Here is a 20,233-nt window from a genome sequence, read left to right on the forward strand (position 1 = left end):
AAAGCCCGCTGCTCGACCAACCGCATCGGCCTCCTCGTCTCCGCCGTCCACACCCTTCTCACCTGCGAAGACTCAGGATGAAAGAGGTTCACTGGGCCGATATCGGCCGCGCAAAAGTGGCCGACAGCGCCCAAACTTGACGGTCGATAATGAGCTTCCGCAGGCCACCACGGCTTCTGGTGACGACACCTTGATCAGATTGGCGGCGCGCCACTTCGGGCACTACTGGCGCTCACTGCTAACACAGCCATTAGCACCCAGTCTGGCAGCTCGGATAGAGCACACGCTTCCGGCCGCTCAGAATTCGCGGAAACGCTGAGGCAAGCATGACCATCGACGAACTGTGAGAACAGCAGTACTGCACGGTCCGAGCAATCAGGTCCCGCCGAAACAGAGCAGCGCGTACCGCCGGATGTGTTCCGCCCGTGCCACGTCAACGGCCGTTGGGGTGCCACCGGCTGACCGGTGACGGCGTCGATGAACTCGGCGGTGCCCGAGGTCTGTGTGTCGCCCGGCTTGGTCAGGGTGACCGACCAGCACGGCCGCCACTGTCCGTCGACCTTCTTCGCGAGGAGGAGTGGGGTGTCCGCGCGGGATCCCGGCGCGGCGGCGACGGCGCGCTGCTTGGCGGCGTCGGCGGTGAGGGTGGGATGCGGCAGCTGGGGGTCGGCGTCCCAGCGTGCGGATGACGCCATGACCCGGCCGGAGGTGGAGACGGTGATGTCCAGGCGCATCGGCATCAGGACGTTGTCGGTGTTGTACCGGCGGTAGGTGAGCAGGTAGGCACGGTCGGTCGGGGTGAGGGCCGGAGTCGCGGCATGCGTGAGATCGGAGAACCAGGTCGTCGCGAAGTCGGTACCGACCTTGAGGACCTGGTCCCGGCTGAGCGGGCCCGGGTCGGTCCGGCTGTCGGCCGAAGCACTGCTGAGGAGACGCCCGGTGGGCCATTCGATCCGGAACTGGCCGCGGTCGGTGGCAACTTCGAGGGCCTGCTGAGGGGGATCCTCGGGGGCGACGGTCAGGCGAGTGGTCTGCAACAGGGTTTCGGCGCCGAAGAGTTGGGCGGCGATGCGTCGGGGCAGCTCGGTCTCGTCGGCCGCGGAGTGCGCGCCGAAGCCCGGCGCGTCGTGGTGGAGCGGTACGAACAGCCAGACGACGGTCGTCACGGCGGCGAGGCCGGCGCCTGCCGTGCTGAGGCCGTGGAGGACGTCCCGGCGGGAGAAGGGCACCGGGCGGCGGCGGAGCCACAGCCAGAGGACGGCCGCGACGGTGCCGAGGAGCGCGCCGAGTGCGTTGTCGACGAGGTCCGCGCCGTCGCAGGAGCGGCCGGTGCCCAGCAGCGTCTGGCCGAGCTCGGTGAGGGCGGAGAGCACCGCGCACGCCGCGAGGACGGTCAGCGGCCGGCGCAGGACCAGCGTGCCGAAGTAGGCGAGCGGCACGTACAGGGCGACGTTCATCAGCCCTTGCTGGGTGGTGGCGGTCTCCCACACGCCGCTGCCGATCGAACAGCTCGTCCCGAACGACCCGGTGCCGGTCGGCGTCAGGGTCGCCGCGACCTCTCCGGCCAGCGACAGCCCCCAGAGCACCGCGACGGCCCGCGGCCACTGCCTGGCCCGGGCCTGCCGCAGGGCCGCAGCCCCCAGGACCAGGGCGAGGAGGGCGAAGACGGGGAGGAGCGCGGGGGCTGACGAGAAGATCGCTTCGATCATTGGTCTTCCGGGATGCGGTCGGGGAGTTGCCCGGGGAGGGGGCTCCGCGTTGCGGCGCGGCCCGGCAGCCCAAGCCTTCCGCATACACTCGATCCGAACAAGCGGCGCGATTGGACCCCATCGCCCCGCATTTGCCCCGCAATCCCACGCCCGGCCATTACGCGAAGTGATGACCCGTCAGCTCCGAGCACGGACGATTCGACACTTCCTACGAACGCTCGCTCCGGAGCGTCACATCACGCTTCCACAACGGCCGGGTCAGCCCCGCAGGTAGGCGAGGACGGCGAGGACCCGTCGGTGGTCGGTGTCGGCCGGGGGGAGGTCGAGTTTGGCGAGGATGTTGCCGATGTGCTTCGCGACGGCAGCTTCGCCGACCGACATGCGGGCGGCGATCGCGGCGTTGGAGCGGCCTTCCGCCATCAGGGCGAGCACCTCACGTTCGCGGGCCGTGAGGCGTTGGAGCGGGGCCCGGTGGTGGCCGAGGAGTTGACGGACCACCTCCGGGTCGATCGCCGTGCCGCCTGCGGCGACGCGTTCGACGGCGTCGACGAACTCGGTCACCTCACCGACGCGGTCCTTGAGCAGGTATCCGACGCCGGCGCCCCGCCCGGAGTCGAGCAGTTCGGCGGCGAAGGTCTGGCCGACGACCTGGCTGAGCACCAGGACGGCCAGCGTGGGCCGTTCGCTGCGCAGGGCGACGGCGGCGCGCAGCCCTTCGTCGGTGAAGCCGGGCGGCATCCGTACGTCGGTCACCACGATGTCGGGGTCGTGCTCGGCGACGGCGGCAAGCAGTGACGGGGCGTCGCCGACGGCGGCGAGCACCGTGTGCCCGAAGCGTTCCAGCATGCCGACGAGTCCGGCGCGCAGCAGTGCGGCGTCCTCCGCGACCACGACACGGACGCCTACGCGCTCGGGCAAGGGATCTCCACGGTGATCACGGTCGGCCCGCCGGTCGGGCTCGACACGGACAGTGTGCCGTCCGCCGCGGCGGCCCGGTCGGCCAGCCCGGCCAGTCCGGTGCCGGCGGCGGGGTCGGCGCCGCCGATCCCGTCGTCGCTGATCTCGACGACCAGGAGCTCGCCGAGCAGTCGGCCGCGGACTTCGGCCCGGGTGGCCCCGCTGTGCTTGGCCACGTTGGCCAGCGCTTCGGCCACCACGAAGTACGCGGTCGCCTCGACGGGTGCCGGCGCCCGGCCGGGGAGGGCGACGTCGACGGTGACCGGGAGCGGGGAGCGGCTCGCCATCTCGGTGGTCGCGGCGGCCAGCCCCCGGTCGGTCAGCACCTGCGGGTGCACGCCGCGGATCAGCTCCCGCAGCTCGGCCAGCGCGAGCCGGGCCTGCTCGTGCGCCTCGGCGACGCCGAGCGCGGCGGGTGTGCCTTCGACGAGGTCGAGCCGGGCCATGCCGAGGGCGATGGTGAGCGCCACCAGCCGCTGCTGGGCGCCGTCGTGCAGGTCGCGTTCGATCCGGCGGCGCTCGACTTCGAAGGCGTCGACCAGCCGGGCCCGGGAGCGGGCCACCTCGCCCAGGCGGGCGCCGAGTTCGGCGTCCATGGGCGAGAGCACCGACCGGGCGAACGCCGCCCGAGCGCCCGCCCAGACCGTGATGGGGAACGCCGCGACCAGGAGCAGCACCGGGGTCGCCACCAGCAGGAAGGCGACGCCGTACCAGGGGATGAACGGGTCGACCACGATCTCGGTCACCGCCATCACGGGCAGTGCCAGGGAGGCCACCAGCACGCCGAGGTCGAGCCACCACAGGGCGAGCACCGACACCGCCACGTAGCCGAGTTCGCGCCAGGTCTGCTGTTCGCGCAGCCGGGTGGCCAGCCAGGCCCGTGGACCGGGCAGCTCGGGCACCCGGTGCGGGTCGGGCGCCGGGTCGAGGTCGACCAGCCGCAGCCGCCACCGCTCGAACCGGGCCACCACCGGACCGGACAGGCCGGCGGCGAGCAGCAGGAGGAGACCGACCAGGGCGAGCGCCAGCAGCATGCCGCCCACCAGCAGGGCGGTCAGCGCCGCGGCCGTCGCCGCGCCGGTGAGCACCCCGGAGACCAGGTAGCCCAGCGACCGCCAGGGCCAGGAGGAGGCCAGGAAGTGCACCGGGTTCCGGGTGATGGCCTGCCAGGCGGTCCGTACGGTCACCGGGCCGACTCTACCCAGCGCGACCGGCGCCGACAGTAGTGCTGGGTATACCCCCGGGACTCCACCCTGCGCCCGTGTGCCGAGCCTCTCGCGCCTGTTGGCTGGGCCCATGACGAGCAATCGGACAGAACAGGCCGAGGCCGTGAGCCTGCGGTCGGTACGGCGGGTGCACGGCACCGGGGAGAGCGCGGTGACCGCCCTGGACGGGGTGACCCTCGGCTTCCCGGCCGGCAGTTTCACGGCGGTGATGGGCCCGTCCGGCTCGGGCAAGTCCACCCTGCTGCACTGCGCCGCCGGTCTGGAACGGCCCACCTCGGGCACGGTGCTGGTGACCGGGACGGACCTCGGGCCGCTGAGCGAGCACGCGCTGACCCTGCTGCGCCGGGAGCGGATCGGCTTCGTCTTCCAGTCGTTCAACCTGGTCTCCTCGCTCACCGCCGAGCAGAACGTCACCCTGCCGATCCGGCTGGCCGGCCGGCGGGTGGACGGTGCGGCCGTCCACCGTGCCCTCGCCGAGGTCGGGCTCGCCGACCGGGCCGGGCACCGGCCCGACGAACTCTCCGGCGGGCAGCAGCAGCGGGTCGCAATCGCCCGGGCGCTGGTCACCGGGCCCGCCGTGCTCTTCGCCGACGAGCCGACCGGCGCACTGGACACCGCCTCCTCCCGGGAGGTCCTCGCCCTGCTGCGCAGCACCGTCGACCGGCACGGCCGGACGGTGGTGATGGTGACCCACGACCCGGTCGCGGCCGCCGTCGCCGACCGGGTGGTCTTCCTCGAGGACGGCCGGGTGGCCGACGTCGCGCACGGCCTCGACGCCTCCGAGATCGCCACCCGGACCACCCGGACCACGCAGACCACCCGGACCACGCAGACCGCCCAGACCATCCGGCCGACGCGGACGGAGGTCTGAGGTGCTGTCGTTCTCCGCACTCCGGCACCGCTGGCCCGCCTTCGTCGCCACCTTCCTCGCCCTGTCGATCGGCGTCGCCCTGATCACGGCCACCCTGCTGGTGCAGCTGTCCGCCGGACCGCGCGTCCCGGACCGGCTGGCCGGCACACCGGTGTACGTGCGCAGCGCCGAGGCGGCCTGGTCGCCGGAGACCGTCCGGCAGTTGACCGACCGGATCGGCGCCCTGCCCGGGGTGGTCGAGGTGGTACCGGACCGCTCCTTCTACGCCCAACTGCTGCTGGACGGCCGGCCCGTCGGCCGGGCCGAGCGCGGCGATCCGCAGGGGCACGCCTGGTCGGCGGCGGCCCTCGCACCTTTCCCGCTGCGCGACGGGCGCCCGCCGGCCGCCGACGGGGAGGTGGTGGTCGGCCGATCGCTCGGCGTCGCCACCGGCGCGACCGTGACCGTGCTGACCGCGACAGGGCCGGCCCGACGGACCGTGACCGGCACGGTCGACGGCACCGGCCTGTACCTGAGTGACGCCGAGGCCCTGCGCCTGGCGGGCGGCGTCCGGCTGCTCGGCGTACGGACCGACCCGGCGACGTCGGACGCGGCGTCGGACGCGGCGGTGGCCACCGCGGTCGCGGGCGCTGTCGCGGGTGTGGTCGCCGAGCCGGCCGAGGTGTTGGTCGGCGAGCGGCGCACCGCCCTGGAGGCTTCCGGCCGGGCCGCCGTCCGCGAGATCGGCGCCCAGGTGCTGTCGGCGACGGTCACGCTCGCGGCGTTCTCGTCGGTCTTCGTGACCGCCTCCACCTTCGCGTTCTCGGCCGGTCTGCGCCGCCGGGAGTTCGGCCTGCTGCGGGCGGTGGGGGCGACGCCCCGCCAGGTCCGCCGGGCCGTCCTCGGCGAGGCCGTGCGGGTGGCGGCGGTCGCCGGGGCGGTCGGCGCGCTGCTGGGTACGGCGGCCGCCCCGGCGCTCGGCCGGCTGCTGGCCTCGGCGGGCTTCGAGCCGCCCGATTTCAGCACCGCGATCACGGTCTGGCCGCCGCTGCTGGCCTGGGCCGCCGGGCTGCCGGTGGCGGCGGCCGGTGCCTGGTCCGCGGCCCGGCGGGCCGGCACGGTGGCGCCGTTGGAGGCACTGCGGGAGGCGGCCGACGACCGGCGGCCGATGGGCCGGGCCCGGCGGATCGTCGGAGGCCTGCTGGCCCTGGTCGGCGGGGCACTGGTGGTGTCGGTCGTCGGCGCCGACGGCCAGTCGATGGTGACCACGTCGCTGCTGGCCGCGATGGCGCTGATCACGGCTGCGACGGTGCTCGCCCCGGCCGTGGTGCCGCGGGTCGTCCGGCTGGTCACCGGTCCGTTCGGCCGACGCGGGGGCGCGACCGGTCTGCTGGTCCGAGAGGGTGCGCTCGGTGCCGTCCGACGGACCTCCTCGACGGCCGCGCCGGTGATCGCCACGGTCGGGTTCGCGGTGCTGATCCTGGGTCAGAGCACCACCATGGCGGACGCCTACCGCGATCGGGGCGCGACGGCGGTGCGGCACGAGACGGTGGTGCGCCCCGACGGCACTCCGGGGCTCTCCGATGCGGTCCTCGACGCCCTCCCGGCCGACCGGACCACGGCGTTCACCACCGTGGACGTCCGCCTGGACGGCGCCGCCGGACTGGTGACCGCCGTCTCTCCGGCTACCTTCCGGCCGAAGGTGCTGGCCGGCTCGCTCGCCGACTTCGGGGCACCCGGCACGGCGGTCGTCGCCGGGCCAACGAGTGCCGGGCCAACGGACGCCGGGCCAACGGACGCCGGGCCAACGGACGCCGGGCCGACCGGGGCCGGTCCGAAGGTCGGTGACAGCCTGGCGGTCACCTTCGCGGACGGTCGTACCGTGCCGCAACGGGTGGTGGCCGTGGTCGAGGAGCTCGCGACCCCCGGCCTGGTGCTGCCCAGGGCCACCGTCCGGGCCCACGACGCGGACACGCTCACCGAGGCCGCCTACGTCGACGGGGTCCGGCCGGAGGAGCTGCGCGGCACGCTGGCCGGGTTGGGCGCGACGGCGGTGGCGGGCGCCGACTACCGGTCCGACAGCTCGGCCCGCGACGACGAGTTGGTCCGGATCTTCGTCCTGATCCTGATCTCGGTGTCCGTCGGCTACACCGGCCTGGCGATCGTCAACACCTCGGTGATGGCCGCCTCCGGCCGGCGCAGGGACTTCACGGTCCTGCGGCTGTCCGGCGCCACAGCCGGTCAGGTGGTGCGGGTGGTCGCCACCGAGGCCGCGGTTGTCGCAGGCACGGGCGCCGCGCTGGGCCTGGCCGTCGCCTTCGCCGCCCTCCTCGGCGTCCGCGCCGGGCTGACCTCGGCCCTCGGCCGGACCGTGCCGCTGCTGGTGCCGGCCGGCCCGGTCCTGACCGTGCTCGTCGCCTGCCTGGGCCTCGCCGTGGCCGCCGCCGTCCTCGCCGCCCGACCGGCCCTTCTCCGCTCACCAAAAAAGTGATATCACTTTGCTATGCCCGCGTCGGCGGGCGACGGAGGAGAGAGGAGGCGGCCCCATGGCCGCTCAGGAGCACGACAAGGTCGCAACACCCGCCCCCGCGGTCACCGAACGCGTGATCACCGGCAGCGCCGGGCTGCCCATGCTGGCACTCTGCCTCCTGCTCCTCCTCGGCGGGCCGGCGATGATCGCCGCCGGTGCCGTCCAGCAGTCGCAGGGCGGGTCCCCGGCCGGCGTCACGCTGCTCGTCCTCGGCCCGCTCGCGGTGGCCACCTCGGTGATCCTGATGTGCGGCCTCACCGTGGTCGCTCCCGGCCAGGCCCGGGTGGTCCAGCTGCTCGGCCGCTACCGCGGCACCATCCGCGCCGACGGCCTGACGTTCGTCAACCCCTTCTCCTCCCGCCGCCGGATCTCCACCCGGATCCGCAACCACGAGACCGAGACCGCCAAGGTCAACGACGCCGACGGCAACCCGATCGAGATGGCCGCCGTCGTGGTCTGGCAGGTCGAGGACACCGCCAAGGCCGTCTTCGAGGTCGACGACTTCGTGGAGTTCGTCGCCATACAGACCGAGACCGCCGTCCGCCACATCGCCAACAGCTACCCGTACGACGCCCACCAGCCGGGGCAGTTGTCGCTGCGCGACAGCGCCGACGAGATCACCCGCAAGCTGGACGAGGAGATCGCCAGCCGGGTCGCCTCGGCCGGCGTGCGGGTGGTGGAGTCCCGGATCACCCGGCTCGCCTACGCCCCCGAGGTCGCCCAGGTGATGCTGCAGCGCCAGCAGGCCGGCGCCGTGGTGGCCGCGCGCCGGTTGATCGTCGAGGGCGCGGTCGGCATGGTGGAGCTGGCCCTCGAACGGCTCGCCGAGCACGACGTGGTCGAGCTGGACGAGGAGCGCAAGGCGGCCATGGTGAGCAATCTGCTGGTCGTGCTCTGCGGCGACCGCGGGACCCAGCCTGTGGTCAACACCGGTTCCCTGTACCAGTAGGAGGCGCCGCCAGTGGCGACGGAGCGGAAGAAGATCCTGCTGCGGCTGGACCCGGCCGTCCACGACGCGCTGGCCCGCTGGGCCTCCGACGAGCTGCGCAGCACCAACGCGCAGATCGAGTTCCTGCTCCGCCGGGCGCTGACCGACAGCGGCCGGATGCCCGGCGGAGTGGGCGGACTGCCCAAGCGGGGCCGCCCGACCAGGGGCGGCGAGGACCCCGACCGATCCCCCGAATCCTCCGAACCGGAAGGTTGACCCCATGCCCGACCTGCCCGGATCCCTTCCCGGCAAGCTCTTCCTGCTCGCCTACGACCCGGAACGCGGACGCCTCACCGGGACGAACAACCTGGAGATGATGCTGCGCGCGGCAGCCCTGACCGAACTCCTGCAGCGCGGTCTGCTGCGGGACGCCGACGGCAGGGCGGCGATCGCCGGCAAGGCCCTGCACGGCCTCGACCCGCTGCTCGCCGAGGTGCTGACCGAGGTCGCCGGCCGCCGGCCGACCGCCTGGCGGCACCTCGTCGCCCGGCGCCGCGGCACCGTCCGCACGGTCACCGCGCACCTCGCCGCGGGCGGCCTGATCCGCACCGAGCGGTACCGCGTCCTCGGGATCTTCCCGGTCACCCGGGTCGAGCCGCGCGATCCCCGCTCGCGCAAGTCGCTGGTCCACGCTTTCGAGGCGGCGCTCCGCGATCCCCTCGGCCGCGTCGAGCCCGGCGCCGCCGCCATGGTGGCCCTCGCCGACGCGGCCCGCCTCCGGCTGGTGCTGGACCACCGTCGGCGACGCGAACACCGCGACCGGATCAGGCAACTCGCCCAACTCACCGGCCCGCTGCCGCTCGCACTGCGCCAGGCAATCCGCAACCGCGACTCCTCCGGCGGCTGAGCACCCCCGCATCCGGCGGCGACGGTCAGCAACAGTCGTCCGAACGGATGAGGCCGACGCCAGTGAGCCGGGTGCCGCGCGCAGGCCGTGGCCTTCGGCCACGAGAGCGGCCCGGTCGTCCCCGGGCAGCCCGCGGACCCCGCCGACCGGCTGCCCCCCCCCCGCTCGTCCCCCTCCTACCGCAGGTCGGAGGTGCCGGACCCGTCGAGCTACCGCAGGCCGGACGGGTCGGACGCGTCGACTACCTCGACCTCGTCACCGAGGCGCAGGACCGCGAGCACCGGCCCCGTCGCACCGGCCGGCCGAACCGGGACGAAGGTCGCGCCGAACACCAGCTTCTTCCCGGAACGGTGGTGCCGGGCGAGCGCGCGCAGCACGGCCGGGCCGCGGCGCTCACCGGTGGCCTGGTCGACGGTGACCATCGCGCACCGGCCGCAGGACTCGGCGCGGCGCAGCAGCAGCCCACCGACCCTGACCGCCCGCCAGGTGTCCTCCGCCCACGGCTCGGCGCCGGAGACGACCAGGTTGGGTCGGAACCGGTCCATCGGAACGGCCGGGTCTCCGGTGTCCACGGCGATGTGCCGGTTGAGCGCGGCGAGCGAGGCGGTGGTGGTCAGCAGCACCGGGTAGCCGTCGGCCATGCTGGTGCTGGCATGCCCGCGGCCGTCGTCGTAGTCGACGGGCCGGCCGGTCGCGGGGTCGGCCAGGTGGAGCAGGCGGACGTCGCCGAGCCGCGCGCCGAACCATGGCTCGGTGCGGCTGTCGGCCGGGAGCGCGGGGAAGCGGGAGCCGAAGACGTCGGCGAGGGTGGGCGCGGCTCCTGTCGGCGCGCTCGGCCGGGCCACGCGGATCGACTCGCCCGCCGGGTCGACGACGGTCAGCGAGCCGTCCGGATGCGGCAGTGCCCGGTAGCGGGCGAGAGCCGGGTTCTGGCGCTGGGTCAGTGCGCGGCCGGCGGGGTCGGCGAGCATCCATCGGCGGTCACCGGCCAGGCCCCACGGCTCGGCCCCGACCTGCGCGAGGTCCAGGCCGCGGGCCGACTTGAGCGGGTAGACGTGGAGTGCGGTCAACCAGGGCACGACGGTGATCTCTCTGCGGGAGGGGTGTGCCGCCCCCGGGGCCGGGTGGCCGATCCGGGGGCGGCACGTTGTCGATCAGGGTCGGCGGTCAGTGATCGGCGTTCCCGCCGCGCACCACGCAGGAGGCGCTGTTCTCCCAGCCCCACCCGTCACCGTCCGGGTCCGACGACGCACTCGCGCAGTACGGGTACCCGTTCGGCGCCTTGCTCGGCAGCGGCGAGGCGGACGCCGACGCCGTCGCACCGGTGTCGGCCTTCCCGCCGCGCACCACGCACGAGGCGCTGTTCTCCCAGCCCCACCCGTCACCGTCCGGGTCCGACGACGCACTCACGCAGTACGGGTACCCGTTCGACGCCTTGCTCGGCAGCGGCGAGGCCGACGCCGACGCCGTCGCACCGGTGTCGGCCTTCCCGCCACGCACCACGCACGAGGCGCTGTTCTCCCAACCCCACCCGTCACCGTCCGGGTCCGACGACGCACTCACGCAGTAGGAGTACCCGTTCGGCGCCTTGCTCGGCAGCGGGTCGACGACCGGGGACTGCGACTGGCTGGGCTGGCCGTAGATCGTCGCGGGCCGGGCGGTGGCGGCGATGCCGTTGGCGCCGTTGAAGAAGCGGTTGCCCCACGTGGTCAGCGAGTTCTTGTCGAAGTTGTTGACCAGGTCGAGGTACTCGACGCCGCCGCCGTTGCCGCTCCAGGACCAGCCGATGTAGCCGACCGAGAGCGACTGCGCGGTGGCCATGATGGCGTCCTCGTCGGGGTTGCCGTCACTGTGCTGGGCGCCGAACTCGCCCACCACGATCGGCAGTCCGGCGTTGACGTAGCTGCCGAGGTAGCTCTGCACCTCGGCCGCGGTGTCGTAGACGCCGTACATGTGGATCGAGAAGACCGTGTTGCGGTCGGGGTCCGCGGCGAACACCGATGCCGCGTTGTCGCGCATGGTGTTGGACCAGTCCTGGCCCCAGTTCGGGCCGTCGACCATCAGGGCGTGGTGCAGGCCGGCACCGCGGATCTTGGCGACGGCACTCTTGGTGGCGGCCGTCCAGGCGCTGTAACCGGTGTTGCCCCAGGGCTCGTTGGCGATGTTGACGACGACGTAGCTCTCCTGGCCGTCGAGGACGTTCTTGTTGTCGACCCAGAACTGCGCGGCCCGGTCGAGGGTGGTGGCGGCACCGTCCTCGCCGTAGCCGGTGGCGTCGTGGACCTCCAGGACGCAGATGACCTTGGCGGCCTTGCACTGCCCGATCAGCGCGGAGACCTGCGCGGAGCTGGTGCGGGTCCAGCGGTCGCCGTTGCTGAGCACGACCCGGACGGTGTTGGCGCCCTTGGCGGCGATGTCGGCGATCGCGGTGGTCTGGCCGGGGTACCAGGCGTACGCGTGGTTGACTCCGCGCATCACGAACTGGCTTCCGTTGGCCTCGTAGATCCGGCCGTTGCTGACGTGGATGCCGGACGCGGCGGCCTCGGCGCTGTTCGGGGCGAACCCGAAGACCGAGAACAGCAGCCCGAGGACGGCTGCGACCGCTGCTCCGACGGCCGTGAGCGCCCTGCGGCTCGGCGGCTTTTCCATGGCTCTCCTCACATCGTGGGGGTGGGGTCCGGCCGGCCGACGCAGGTCGAGGCAGGACCCCGGGAAGCGGGGCCCTCGACAGGCGGAGGGAGCACGGTCAGGCCGATCGTCAACGGCGCGCTCGTCTACCCGCCAGAGGTGGCGGCGGGGATCTGGCAACGTTGTCAACGAGATGCTGGCACGCCGTCAGCCGCCGGTCAATGGAATGCACTTAACCGATTAATCTTTCGCGCCCTTCGCACCCTTCGGGCCCCGGAACGCCTTCGGGCCCCGGAACGCCTTCGGGCCGGGCCCACCCGAAGGCGGACCCGGCCCGAAAGGGGGTCGGAGCAAGGCGACTCGACTACAGGGCCGTCCGCGCCGGCTCGACGCAGAAGACCGCCTCCCGCACCTGCTCGGCGGTCGGCACGCCCGCACCGCGTACCCGGACGGTGGTGCGCTCACCGGGCAGCAGGGTGATCAGCCCACGGTCGGCCGAGGCGGCGGGGTCGATCCGGTCGGCCTGCAGCAGCAGGTCGCGGACCAGCGTGCGCGCGGTGACCACGACGTCGACGACGGCACCGGCGGTGTCCTCCACGGCCTCGACCGCCAGCTCGAACTCGGGCTTCGGGTAGGCGAACGCCTTGTCGGCGACCGGGAAGTGGACGGCCCGCAGACCGTCCGCGTCGGCGACCAGGTACTCCTTGGCGGAGCCCTCCCCGGGCAGCAGTTCGGCCGGGACGGGCAGCCGGTGGACGGCGCGGGGACCCGCGGTGACCTGCACGGCGCTCTCGGCCAGCAGCCGGCCGTCGGCATCCAGGCGGCGCAGGCGCAGCGTGGTGCTCCAGGCCTCGGCGGCCTGGTTGACCAGGGCGATCCGGGGGGCGCCGTCGCGGTCGGCGGGCTGCAGGGTGAGCAGCCGGTCGGCGTAGAGCCGGCGCAGTTCGTGGTGGAGCGGCTTGAGCCGGCCGTCGCCGTCGATGGCCGCCCAGGAGGAGACCGGCCAGCAGTCGTTGATCTGCCAGACCACGGTGCCGGCGCAGTGCGGCCAGTGCGAGCGCCAGTGCTCGATGCCGGTGGCGATGGCCCGGGCCTGGACCACCTGGGTGAGGTAGTGCCAGCGGTTGAAGTCGGCCGGCAGCTCGAAGTGCCGTGCCACGCCGCGGTCCAGCTTGCCGTTGCCGTCCTCCGCCTTCTGGTGGTGCAGCATGCCGGGCGAGTCGGCGGCGAGCGCCTCGGTGGGCAGGGCGCGGCGGATGGTGGCGTACGCGGGCGGGGCCTGCCAGCCGAACTCGGCGACGAAGCGGGGGACGGAGTCCCGGTACTCGGCGAAGTCCTGCCGGTTCCAGACCTCCCAGGAGTGGTGGGTGCCGTGGTCGACGTCGTTGGGGTGGTGGTCCCAGCTGCCGGACCAGGGGCTGCCGGCGGCGTAGGGGCGGGTGGGGTCGAGTTCGGCGACGATCCGGGGTAGCACGCCCAGGTAGTAGCCCTCGCCCCAGGAGTCGCCCCGGAGCTCCTCCTCCCAGCCCCAGTCGCGGAAGCCCCACAGGTTCTCGTTGTTGCCGTTCCACAGCACCAGCGACGGGTGCGGCATCAGGCGGACGACGTTGTCGCGGGCCTCGGCCTCGATCTCGCCGCGCAGCGGCTGCTCCTCGGGGTAGGCGGAGCAGGCGAACAGGAAGTCCTGCCAGACCAGCAGGCCGAGTTCGTCGCAGGTCTCGTAGAAGGCCTCCTGCTCGTAGATGCCGCCGCCCCAGACCCGGATCAGGTCCAGGTTGGCGTCGGCGGCCTGCTGCAGGCGGGTGCGGTACCGGTCGGGGGTGACCCGGGTGATCAGGGTGTCGTCCGGGATCCAGTTCGCGCCGCGGACGAACAGCGGTTCGCCGTTGACGGCCAGGGTGAAGGGGGTGCCGGTCTCGTCGGCGGTGCGGTGCAGCTCGACGGTCCGGAAGCCGATCAGGCGGTTCCAGCCGTCGAGCGGGGCGTCGCCGTCGGCGAGGGTCAGGTCGAGCTCGTAGCGGGGCTGGTCACCGTAGCCGCGGGGCCACCAGAGGGCGACGTCGGCGGCCTCCAGGGTGAGGACGCCGGTGTCGCCGTCGAGGACGGCTTCGGCGTGCGCGCCGGCGACGGAGGCGCGGACGGTGAGCGGGCGCCCGGCGCCGCTCTCGGTGCGCTCCAGGGTGAGGTGGAGCTCGACCCGGCCGGTGGAACCGTCGACGGTGACCAGCGGGCGGACCTCGGCGATCCGGGCCGTGGACCAGTGCTCCAAGCGGGCGGGCTTCCAGATGCCCGCGCCGGGCAGGGTCGGGCCCCAGTCCCAGCCGAAGCTGCTGGCCATCTTGCGGATGTACTGGAAGGGCTCCGGGTACACGTTGGGCCGGCCGCCGACCAGGGCGCGGACCCGTTCGGCCTCGGTGTAGGCGCTGGTGAACCGCACCTCCAGCTCGCCGGCCAGGCCGGTGGCGTCGAAGCGGTAGCGGCGGTGCATGTTGCGGGTGGAGCCGAGCTCGGTGCCGCCGAGGGTGATGGTGGCGGCGGTGTCGAGGCCGTCGAAGACCAGGTCGGTGCGCTCGTGGCGGCTGCCGTGGGCGGGCAGGTCGAGGGTGTAGGTCCAGTCGCGGTGGCCGACCCAGGCCACGTCCAGCTCATTGGCGTCCAGGAACGGGTCGGGGATCAGGCCCGCGTTCAGCAGGTCGGTGTGGACGCAGCCGGGCACCGCGGCGGGCAGCCGGTCCTCTCCGTGGTGGAGGCTCCAGCCCTGGTCGAGCGGGGTGGTGTCCTTCATCTGTGCGGCTCCTCGTGGACGTCGGGCGGACCGGTGGTCGAATGTGCGGCGCGAGCAGAACCGTAACCCGGCTGGGCGACCCTGTCTATAAACCGGTTACGTGAATACCTTGATGGTTTCAGTCGGCGCCAGCAAGGCATCAAGCTGGGAGTATGCTGAGTCGAGCCCTCAGAGGCAGCCACAGAAGGCTGTGCCGGCCAAGAATGAGCTTTACCGGTTCATGCAGGACCCGGGCAGCAGGCCGCCATCCGGCATCGCACGTCGCTCCCCGCCGCCGAACGCCCACAGCCGGCCTGCGGGCGCGGGGTGGCGCGCGCCGCAGGCCGGCGGAGGGACCGTCGGAGCGTCAGTACGTGCTGCAGGCCGTCCCGTTGAGGGTGAAGGCGGTCGGGATGCCGTTGGTGCCGGCGGTGGAGGTGCCGCTGAAACCGAAGTTCACGCTGCCGCCGGCCGCGATGGTGGTGTTGTAGGACGCCGGGTTGCCGGCCGTCACCTGCTTGCCGGACTGCGTGCTCACCGCGTTCCACATGGAGCTGACCTGCTGGTTCCCGGGGAACGAGAAGACCAGCTGCCAGCCGTTGACGGTGGCGCTCCCGGTGTTCTTGATGGTGACGTCGCCGTTGAAGCTGCTGCCCCAGTCGGACAGGACGTAGTGCACCGCGCAGTTCCCGGCCGGGGCCGGGGTGCTGGACGAGGCGGAGGGGGACGGCGAGGAGGACGTCGACGCCGAGGGGGACGCCGAGGCGGACGCGGACGCGGACGCGGACGGGCTCGGGCTCGGGCTCGGGCTCGACGTGCCGTCCACCAGGCCGGACTTGGCCCGCATCCGGTCGGAGTGGGCGCGGAAGACGGCGAGTTCGGGAGCTCCGGCCATGACGCCGAACTTGCCGTCCACGTTGTGGTCCTCGTACCACCAGAACGCGCTGCCGTCACCGCCGGCCGCTTCGAAGTCCGGGAAGATCTGGCTCCACCAGGCCGATCGGTCCACGTTGTGCACGTTGAACTCGCCCATGAAGAAGGGCTTTCCGACCTTGTCATGGGAGTCGGCGATCCACGACCGGATCAGCGCCTTGGTCTGGTCGATGCTCAGGTTCGCCCAGGCCTCGGTCGGGTACGGGTGCGCCGAGGTGTAGTCGATGTACGGCGACTGCTGCACATACACGAACGGATTGCCCTCGTCGCCGCCGAAGCCGTACGCGGTGCCGTGGCCCTCGATGCCGACGCCCAGCAGGTGCTTGGAGTCGATGCCCTTGACGAACGCTCCCATCTCGTCGACCCAGGCCCGCAGCGTGGTGCCGTTGACGTTCTCGGCGGCACTCTGCCCCTCGTAGCGGGGCTCGTTCATCAGGTCCCAGGCGAAGATGGTCGGGTCGTCCTTGTACGCGACGCCGCTGTAGTGGTTGACCCGGTTGAGCGCGTACGACACGTAGTTCTTGTACGAGGTGAAGCAGCCGGGGCAGCGGGCCCGGTCGAAGAAGGCCGCCCGGCCGGGCTGGCCGCCGGACACCCCCTCCCACTGGAGACGGGCGTCGATTCCGCCGTAAGCCTCCCAGTAGTTCTCGAACACCGGGATCAGCCGGATGCCGTGAGCCTTCGCCGACTGGATGATGTAGTCGAACTGGGCGAACTCCTGCTCGTCGTAGACGCCCTTGGACCTCTCGAAGCCGTGCCAGTTCTCGTGGTTGAACATCCACAGCCGCACCACGTCGACCTTGTCCGCCTGCAGGTTGGCGAACTGCGCGTCGATCCGGGCCTTGTCCATGAACTGCGACTCGGTGTCCCCCGACGCCGAGCCGTAGGTGAACATGTCGTAGGTGTTGGTGCCCGCGAAGTAGTACTCCTTGCCGTTCAGGCAGAAGTGGACACCGCACCGGGTGGCGAACGCATCGGCCGTGCCCGCCTGCGCGGTGTCGGCCCGTCCGAGGGTGAGGCCGCCCGCCGCGACGGCGGCGGCGAGCAGGAAGGCCATCGGCGCGAGGCGCGAGGCGCGGCGGGTCCGGATTCTCTGGTGCACGCTGATCCCTTTCGTCCCGTGAGTGGGGGTGGGAGGGGTGGGTGGAAGAAGCGGTGCGGACGGCGACGGGTGTTGGGGCGTGACCGTCCGCACCGGGTCTTGCGGGGAGGTGCTCCTGACGCATGGGGCGGGGCCGGCAGCCACCCGCCAAATCGGTTGCTTAACCGATTAATGCATGCAGACCGTATGGGCGGTTAGACATCGTTGTCAACGGGTGGTTAACCGCTTGTTTCGAAGCTGGCCCGGTCGACGGGTACCGGGCTACAGTGCGCAGGGCGCGCGTAGTAGCTTGAGAGGGCAGAACAGGCCCGCACCACCCGTGCGACGAACCGTCCCGAAAGGTCCCGTGGAGCAGGTGTCCCAGCAGCAGAGCCCGCCGGCGAAGCGGCCCACCATCGCCGACATCGCCAGGATCGTCGGCGTGTCCAAGGTCTCCGTCTCCAACGCCTTGAACGGTCAACCGGGTGTCTCGGACGCCACCCGCGCCAGGATCGCCGCCGTCGCGGAGGAGCTCGGCTTCGTCCGCAACAGCGCCGCCCGCGCCCTCAGCGGCGCCAAGTCCGCCGCCGTCGGCCTCGCCCTGTGCCGACCCGCCCGGATGCTCGGCACCGAGCCGTTCTTCATGGAACTGATCGGCGGGATCGAGAACGTCCTCTCCGACGCCTCCTACTCCCTCGCGCTCCAGGTCGTCTCCGACCACGAGCGCGGCCTGGAGGCCTATCGCCGGTGGTGGGGCGAGCGCCACATCGACGGCGCGATCCTCGTCGACCTGCGCGAGAACGACGCCCGGATCCCGGCCCTGGAGGAGATGGGCCTGCCCACCGTGGTCATCGGCCACCCCTCCGGCTCGGGCCGGCTCACCCCCGTCTGGTCGGACGACGCCGCCGCCGTCCGCGAGACGATGGAGTACCTGGCCGCCCTCGGCCACCGCCGGATCGCACGGATCGCCGGCCTCACCGGCCTGGTCCACACCGCCATCCGCGACCGCGCCTACGACGCCGCCTGCGCCGACCTCGGCCTCGAATCCCTTCCGGTCGCGCACACCGACTACACCGGAGAGGAGGGCGCCCGCGCCACCCGCCGGCTGCTCCTCTCCCCCACCCGTCCCACCGCGATCCTGTACGACAACGACATCACCGCCGTCGCCGGACTCTCGGTCGCCCAGGAACTCGGTCTCTCCGTCCCCCGAGACCTCTCCCTGGTCGCCTGGGACGACTCGCCGCTCGTCCAGGTCGTCCGGCCCCCGCTGACCGCCCTCACCCGCGACATCCACGCCTACGGTGCCAACGCCGCCCGGACCCTGCTCGCGCTCATCGAAGGGCGCCCGGTCGACGGCTACCAGGACCGGGCGCCGCAGCTCACCCCCCGCGGATCCACCGCGGTACCGGCCGTCGCCGGCTGACGGCCCGCCGGTCCTCGCCGGGCGGCGGTCCGGCCGGTCCCCCCGACTACCGGACCGGTACTCCGGCTACCGGCCCGGCGCGGGCCCCGTGGTGCCCCGCGGCACCAGCACGGGTGTGCCCGCGGGGCGGGAATCGGCACGGCCCGTGTCGATCAGTTCCAACAGACAGCGGGCCACCTCCTCGCCCACGGCGAAGGGGTCGTGGCTGAGGGCGGACAGCTGGGGGCGGGTGATCCGGCAGAGGTCCGAGTCGTCCCAGGCGACCAGCGAGACGTCCCGGGGGACGGAGAGCCCCAGCTCCTCGGCCACCGCGATGCCCGCGACCGCCATCAGGTCGTTGTCGTAGACGATGGCGGTGGGGCGGTCCGCGGCGGTGAGCAGGGTCCGGGTGGCCCGGGCACCGGCCTGGGCCGAGAGGTCGGTGGGGAGGATCCGCGCGGTGACGTCGGGGAGGTCCGAGACCGTGGCGGTGAAGGCCTCGGAGCGCAGCAGCGTGCGCCCGAGGGTCTCGGGGCCGGCGACGCGGGCGATCCGGCGGTGGCCGAGCAGGGCGAGGTAGCGGACGGCCTCGGCGACGGCGGCGGCGTCATCGGTCCAGACCGCGGGGAACGGGCCGGACAGCGCCGGCTGGCTGACCGCCACGACCGGCATGCCGAGCCGGTGGAGCGGGTCGAGCCGGGGATCGTCCGCGACGACCCCGACCAGCACCGAGCCGTTGACCCGGCCCGACTGCCACCACTGCCGGTAGAGCGCGATCTCGGCGTCCCGGTCCGGGGCGGTGTGCAGCAGCAGCGAGCAGGGCCGCTCGGCCAGCACCTGCTCGATGCCGCCGATCAGCGCCATCTGGACCTGGTCGAGCCCGGCGGCGGCCGCACCGCGGGTGAGGGCCATGCCGATGGTGTGGACCCGGTCGCCCTGGGCGAGGGAGCGGGCCGCGAGGTTCGGCGACCAGCCGAGTTCGCGCGCCGCGTCGACGATCCGCTGCCGGGTCGCCTCGGAGACGCCCGGCCGGTCGTTGAGGGCGAGCGAGACCGCCCCGGCGGACACGCCGGCCCGCGCGGCCACGTCCCGGATCGTCACCCGACGCTGCATCCTCCGCCTCACTCCCGTCCACGCCCCCGCGGCCACCTGCCGGTCCCCATCCTGTCAGGTGTCCGCGGCCGTGCAGGCACCCGCTCCCGCCGCCGCGCGGCCTCCGCCGGCCGCGCGCCCCGGGGCGGCTCCGGACGGCGCCGCGGCTGCCGCGAGGTGGGCGTCAGCGCCCCGGCGGGACCTCGCCGGAGCCGCGTGGGATCAGCACGGTGGGGATCTCCAGCCGGGCCGGGGCGGCGGCGTCGCCGCCCAGGCGGTCGAACAGGCGCCGGGCGGCGAGTGCGCCGAGCGCCGTGGGGTCCTGGGCCACGACGGTGAGGGCAGGGGTGAGCAGGTCCGCGAGTTCCAGGTCGTCGAAGCCGACCACCGCGGGGCGGCCCGCGGCGGGAAGGTGGTGCAGCGCGGCGAGGGTGATCCGGTTGTTGGCGGTGAACAGGGCGGTGACGGCGTCGGGGCCGGTGGTGAGGCGACGGACGGCGGCGGCGACCCGGGCCCGGTCGGTGGTCCCGCAGTCGATCCAGCGTTCGTCGACCGGCAGCCCGGCGTCGGCCATCGCCTCCCGGTAGCCGCGGGCGCGCTCGGCAGCGGTGTGGATGCCCGGCTGGTCGCCGATGAAGCCGATCCGGCGGTGTCCGTGGGCGATCAGGTGGGCGGTGCCCTGGCGCGCCCCGCCCGCGTTGTCGCTGAGCACGGCGTCCGCGTCGATGTCACTGCCGGGCCGGTCGAGGAAGACCACGGGTGTGCCCGACTCGACCTCGGGCAGCAGGTAGCGGTGGTCGTCCCCGGCCGGGACGACGATCAGCCCGTCCACCCGGCGGGCGCAGAAGGCGAGCGCCAACTCCCTTTCACGGTCCGGGTCCTCACCGCTGGAGCCGGTGAAGAGCAGGCATCCCTCGGCCGCCGCGACCTGCTCGACGGCCCGTGACAGCGCGGAGGAGAACGGGTCGCTGATGTCCTCCAGCAGCAGCGCGACACTCGCCGTCCGGCCGGTCCGCAGCAGCCGCGCGCTGTCGTTGCGCCGGAACCCGAGCTCCGCGATCGCCGCCTGCACCCGCGCGGCCATCTCGGGGGTGACCCCGCTCTCCCCGTTGACCACCCGGGAGACGGTCTTCAGCCCGACGCCGGCGGCCGCCGCCACGTCCTTCATGGTCGGGCGGGCACCGGTGCGCGGGTTTCCGGAAGGGGTGCTGGTCATGGCAGGAAGG

General features: G+C 73.2%; 15 protein-coding genes. 6 read left to right on the forward strand and 9 right to left on the reverse strand.

The genetic code is table 11. The features are described 5' to 3' along the window. Window positions 1–194: 194 nt before the first annotated feature. The 3 genes from ACGFX4_RS32555 to ACGFX4_RS32565 all read right to left on the reverse strand — a co-directional run bounded on the left by ACGFX4_RS32555 (window position 195) and on the right by ACGFX4_RS32565 (window position 3,853). Complete coding sequence (locus ACGFX4_RS32555; protein WP_393082138.1) at window positions 195–1,709, reverse strand: VanZ family protein; 1,515 nt, start codon at window positions 1,707–1,709, stop codon at window positions 195–197. Between the two features lie 258 nt (window positions 1,710–1,967). Beyond that, entirely contained in the window at window positions 1,968–2,600 is a 633-nt protein-coding gene (locus ACGFX4_RS32560) for a LuxR C-terminal-related transcriptional regulator (protein WP_393082306.1), read from the reverse strand. Between the two features lie 11 nt (window positions 2,601–2,611). Beyond that, window positions 2,612–3,853, reverse strand: a complete 1,242-nt coding sequence (locus ACGFX4_RS32565) for a sensor histidine kinase (protein WP_393082141.1) — start codon at window positions 3,851–3,853, stop codon at window positions 2,612–2,614. Between the two features lie 109 nt (window positions 3,854–3,962). Here ACGFX4_RS32565 and ACGFX4_RS32570 point away from each other — a divergent pair, with 109 nt between their 5' ends. The 5 genes from ACGFX4_RS32570 to ACGFX4_RS32590 are packed head-to-tail and all read left to right on the forward strand — an operon-like array spanning window position 3,963 to window position 9,107. Next, the gene (locus ACGFX4_RS32570; RefSeq protein ID WP_393082143.1) at window positions 3,963–4,763 is read left to right on the forward strand and encodes an ABC transporter ATP-binding protein; all 801 of its coding nucleotides are present in this window, start codon (window positions 3,963–3,965) and stop codon (window positions 4,761–4,763) included. A 1-nt stretch (window position 4,764) separates the two neighbouring features. After that, on the forward strand, window positions 4,765–7,233 hold the full coding sequence (locus ACGFX4_RS32575) for an FtsX-like permease family protein (protein ID WP_393082146.1): 2,469 nt from the start codon (window positions 4,765–4,767) through the stop codon (window positions 7,231–7,233). A gap of 55 nt (window positions 7,234–7,288) precedes the next feature. Beyond that, window positions 7,289–8,221, forward strand: coding sequence for an SPFH domain-containing protein (locus ACGFX4_RS32580; RefSeq protein ID WP_393082149.1), 933 nt, complete (start codon window positions 7,289–7,291; stop codon window positions 8,219–8,221). A 12-nt stretch (window positions 8,222–8,233) separates the two neighbouring features. Beyond that, window positions 8,234–8,476 carry a hypothetical protein gene (locus ACGFX4_RS32585; protein ID WP_393082152.1) on the forward strand — a complete coding sequence of 81 codons (243 nt, stop codon included), beginning with the start codon at window positions 8,234–8,236 and terminating at the stop codon, window positions 8,474–8,476. A 4-nt stretch (window positions 8,477–8,480) separates the two neighbouring features. Continuing rightward, window positions 8,481–9,107: a GPP34 family phosphoprotein gene (locus tag ACGFX4_RS32590; RefSeq protein ID WP_393082155.1), complete on the forward strand. Its 627-nt coding sequence runs from the start codon at window positions 8,481–8,483 to the stop codon at window positions 9,105–9,107. Window positions 9,108–9,316: 209 nt separating this feature from the next. On the opposite strand, the gene ACGFX4_RS32595 is transcribed toward ACGFX4_RS32590, so the two are convergent. The 4 genes from ACGFX4_RS32595 to ACGFX4_RS32610 form a co-directional block, all read right to left on the reverse strand. Beyond that, entirely contained in the window at window positions 9,317–10,186 is an 870-nt protein-coding gene (locus ACGFX4_RS32595) for an MOSC domain-containing protein (RefSeq protein ID WP_393082158.1), read from the reverse strand. 88 nt (window positions 10,187–10,274) lie between these two features. Then, window positions 10,275–11,756, reverse strand: a complete 1,482-nt coding sequence (locus ACGFX4_RS32600; protein ID WP_393082161.1) for a cellulase family glycosylhydrolase — start codon at window positions 11,754–11,756, stop codon at window positions 10,275–10,277. A 343-nt stretch (window positions 11,757–12,099) separates the two neighbouring features. Next, window positions 12,100–14,520, reverse strand: a complete 2,421-nt coding sequence (locus ACGFX4_RS32605; RefSeq protein WP_393082164.1) for a glycoside hydrolase family 2 protein — start codon at window positions 14,518–14,520, stop codon at window positions 12,100–12,102. Between the two features lie 346 nt (window positions 14,521–14,866). Next, window positions 14,867–16,534, reverse strand: coding sequence for a cellulose binding domain-containing protein (locus ACGFX4_RS32610; protein ID WP_393082167.1), 1,668 nt, complete (start codon window positions 16,532–16,534; stop codon window positions 14,867–14,869). 346 nt (window positions 16,535–16,880) lie between these two features. On the opposite strand from ACGFX4_RS32610, the gene ACGFX4_RS32615 reads away from it, so the two are divergent. Next, window positions 16,881–17,936, forward strand: coding sequence for a LacI family DNA-binding transcriptional regulator (locus ACGFX4_RS32615; protein ID WP_393082170.1), 1,056 nt, complete (start codon window positions 16,881–16,883; stop codon window positions 17,934–17,936). A gap of 66 nt (window positions 17,937–18,002) precedes the next feature. Here ACGFX4_RS32615 and ACGFX4_RS32620 read toward each other — a convergent pair whose 3' ends face one another. Both ACGFX4_RS32620 and ACGFX4_RS32625 read right to left on the reverse strand, forming a co-directional pair. Beyond that, the gene (locus ACGFX4_RS32620) at window positions 18,003–19,028 is read right to left on the reverse strand and encodes a LacI family DNA-binding transcriptional regulator (RefSeq protein WP_393082173.1); all 1,026 of its coding nucleotides are present in this window, start codon (window positions 19,026–19,028) and stop codon (window positions 18,003–18,005) included. A gap of 163 nt (window positions 19,029–19,191) precedes the next feature. Beyond that, complete coding sequence (locus tag ACGFX4_RS32625) at window positions 19,192–20,223, reverse strand: LacI family DNA-binding transcriptional regulator (protein WP_393082176.1); 1,032 nt, start codon at window positions 20,221–20,223, stop codon at window positions 19,192–19,194. Window positions 20,224–20,233: the final 10 nt, after the last annotated feature.

This window comes from Kitasatospora sp. NPDC048365 (genome assembly GCF_043200835.1).
GTDB classification, from domain to species: domain Bacteria; phylum Actinomycetota; class Actinomycetes; order Streptomycetales; family Streptomycetaceae; genus Kitasatospora; species Kitasatospora terrestris.

Coding starts and splice junctions, on each gene's coding strand:
- ACGFX4_RS32600 (WP_393082161.1), bottom strand. CDS start 11,756: ATGGAAAAGCCGCCGAGCCGCAGGGCGCTCACGGCCGTCGGAGCAGCG.
- ACGFX4_RS32580 (WP_393082149.1), top strand. CDS start 7,289: ATGGCCGCTCAGGAGCACGACAAGGTCGCAACACCCGCCCCCGCGGTC.
- ACGFX4_RS32590 (WP_393082155.1), top strand. CDS start 8,481: ATGCCCGACCTGCCCGGATCCCTTCCCGGCAAGCTCTTCCTGCTCGCC.
- ACGFX4_RS32605 (WP_393082164.1), bottom strand. CDS start 14,520: ATGAAGGACACCACCCCGCTCGACCAGGGCTGGAGCCTCCACCACGGA.
- ACGFX4_RS32625 (WP_393082176.1), bottom strand. CDS start 20,223: ATGACCAGCACCCCTTCCGGAAACCCGCGCACCGGTGCCCGCCCGACC.
- ACGFX4_RS32620 (WP_393082173.1), bottom strand. CDS start 19,028: ATGCAGCGTCGGGTGACGATCCGGGACGTGGCCGCGCGGGCCGGCGTG.
- ACGFX4_RS32555 (WP_393082138.1), bottom strand. CDS start 1,709: ATGATCGAAGCGATCTTCTCGTCAGCCCCCGCGCTCCTCCCCGTCTTC.
- ACGFX4_RS32570 (WP_393082143.1), top strand. CDS start 3,963: ATGACGAGCAATCGGACAGAACAGGCCGAGGCCGTGAGCCTGCGGTCG.